This window comes from Aeromonas schubertii (genome assembly GCF_000820105.1).
GTDB lineage: Bacteria > Pseudomonadota > Gammaproteobacteria > Enterobacterales > Aeromonadaceae > Aeromonas > Aeromonas schubertii.
The window spans coordinates 4,164-6,717 of the sequence record NZ_CDDB01000015.1 but is presented as its reverse complement, the minus strand read 5'-3'; the positions used below and the strand labels follow the sequence as shown (position 1 = coordinate 6,717).

General features: G+C 62.7%; 1 pseudogene. It reads left to right on the top strand.

Going from position 1 to position 2,554, the window contains the following annotated elements:
• Positions 1-2,119: pseudogene (topA, locus tag BN1133_RS03320) on the top strand (type I DNA topoisomerase); the annotation flags it as partial.
• Between the last annotated feature and the right edge of the window lie 435 nt (positions 2,120-2,554).

Sequence of the window (2,554 nt, the reverse complement as noted above, 5' to 3'; positions counted from 1 at the left end):
TCGCCTGGCATCTGCGCGAGGTGATCGGGGGAGACGATGACCGCTACAAGCGGGTGGTGTTCAACGAGATCACCCAGAGCGCCATTCATGAAGCCTTCTCCCAGCCCTCCGATCTCAACATCGACCGGGTCAACGCCCAGCAGGCGCGTCGTTTCCTCGACCGGGTGGTGGGCTACATGGTCTCGCCGCTTCTGTGGAAGAAGCTGGCCCGTGGCCTCTCCGCCGGCCGCGTTCAGTCGGTCGCGGTGCGCCTCATCGTCGACAAGGAGCGTGAGATCAAGGCCTTCGTGCCGGTCGAGTTCTGGGATCTGCACGCGGATCTGCTGACCGGCAGCAAAGAGTCCCTGCGCATGGAGGTGCTTACCCACCTTGGCAAGGAGTTCAAGCCGGTCACCGAGGCCCAGACCCTGGCCGCCGTCGCCGCCATCCAGGGCGTGCCCTACGTGGTGCAGAGCCGCGAAGACAGGCCAACCGGCTCCAAGCCCTCGGCTCCCTTCATCACCTCGACCCTGCAGCAGGCGGCCTCCACTCGCCTCGGCTTTGGGGTCAAGAAGACCATGATGATGGCCCAGCGTCTCTATGAGGCCGGTTACATCACCTACATGCGTACCGACTCGACCAACCTGAGCCAGGAGGCGGTGAGCGCGGTGCGTGACTTTATCGTCACCCGGTATGGTCAGCCCTATCTGCCGGCCGAGCCGAACCTCTACGGCTCCAAGGCCGGAGCCCAGGAGGCGCACGAGGCGATCCGTCCCTCCGATGTGACCGTCAGCGCCAGCGATCTGGAGGGGATGGAAGCGGACGCTCACAAGCTCTACGACCTCATCTGGCGTCAGTTTGTGGCCTGTCAGATGACCCCGGCCCAGTACGATGCCACCACCCTGACCGTGCGTGCCGGTGACTACGAGCTCAAGGCGCGTGGCCGCACCCTGCGCTTTGCCGGTTGGACCAAGGCCCTGCCCCCCATGGGGCGCAAGGGCGAAGACATCCAGTTGCCGGCGGTGGAGCCGGGCGAGGTGCTCGAGCTGGTCAAGCTCGACCCGCGCCAGCACTTCACCAAGCCCCCTGCCCGTTTCACCGAAGCGGCTCTGGTGCGCGAGCTGGAAAAACGTGGCATCGGCCGTCCCTCCACCTACGCCTCCATCATCTCCACCATCCAGGACAGAGGTTATGTGCGGGTCGAGAATCGCCGCTTCTTCGCCGAAAAGATGGGGGAGATCGTCACCGATCGCCTGGTCGAGAACTTCGCCGAGCTGATGAACTACGAGTTCACCGCCCGCATGGAGGGTCAACTCGACGAGATAGCCCAGGGTGACAGCGAGTGGAAGGCGGTGCTCGACAGCTTCTATCGGGAGTTCACCGAGGAGCTGGGCCGCGCCGAACAGCCGAGCGACGAGGGGGGCATGCGTGCCAACCAGATGGTGCTGACCGACATCAGCTGCCCTGACTGCAGCCGTCCCATGGGCATTCGTACCGCCACCACCGGGGTCTTCCTCGGCTGCTCCGGCTATGCCCTAGCCCCCAAGGAGCGCTGCAAGAAGACCATCAACCTGGTGAGCGCCGACGAGTTTGTCTCCACCGGTGAAGAGGAAGAGGCCGAGACCAACGCCCTGCGCGCCATGCACCGCTGCAAGATATGCGGCACCGCCATGGACTCTTACATCATCGATGAGAGCCGCAAGCTGCACGTCTGTGGTAACAACCCGGACTGCGAAGGCTACGAGGTGGAGAAGGGGCAGTTCAAGCTCAAGGGCTACGAAGGGCCCTCCATCGAGTGCGATCGCTGCGGATCCGAGATGCAGCTGAAAAACGGCCGCTTCGGCAAGTACATGGGCTGCACCAACGAGAGCTGCAAGAATACCCGCAAGATCCTCAAAAGCGGCGAAATTGCGCCNNGCTGGTGGAAGAGCTCAAGCGCTTCCGTGACCGCATCTCGCCCAAGCACTACTACCTGGCCGATGCCCCGGCCTATGACACCGACGGCAACCCGGCCATCGTTCGCTTCAGTCGCAAGACCAAGGAGCAGTATGTGATGACCGAGGTCAACGGCAAGGCGACCGGCTGGACCGCCCACCATGACGGCGGGCGCTGGGTCGAGAGCCTGCCTAAAGGCAAATAGTGCAAGCAGATGTTGAACTGTGCAGAGGCTCCCAGAAGGAGCCTCTTTTTTTCCCTATACTGAACCGGCGAACCAGGAGGGTTCGGGTAGTAGAAGGAGTAGAGGATATGGATATTCGTGAGGTGCGACCCGGCATGTATTGCCAGACCCNNTTCTGGAGGTCGACAGGCAGAATCGCCTGGTGCTGCTTCAGCGTGAGGATGAGACCACGCCGGTACAGGTCTGTGTCGACGACATTCTCGATTCGGGGGAGTAACCCCGCGCTCTTTGATTCACAAAAAAGCCGCCCTCGGGGCGGCTTTCTCGTCTTTGGGGATCAGGCGGCCTCTTGCAGCGCTACCTCGCCCTCTTCTTGCAATACCCCCTCGCTCTTGGAGACCACACTGGCGGCAATGGCGTTGCCCAGCACGTTGGTGGCCGAGCGCCCCATGTCGA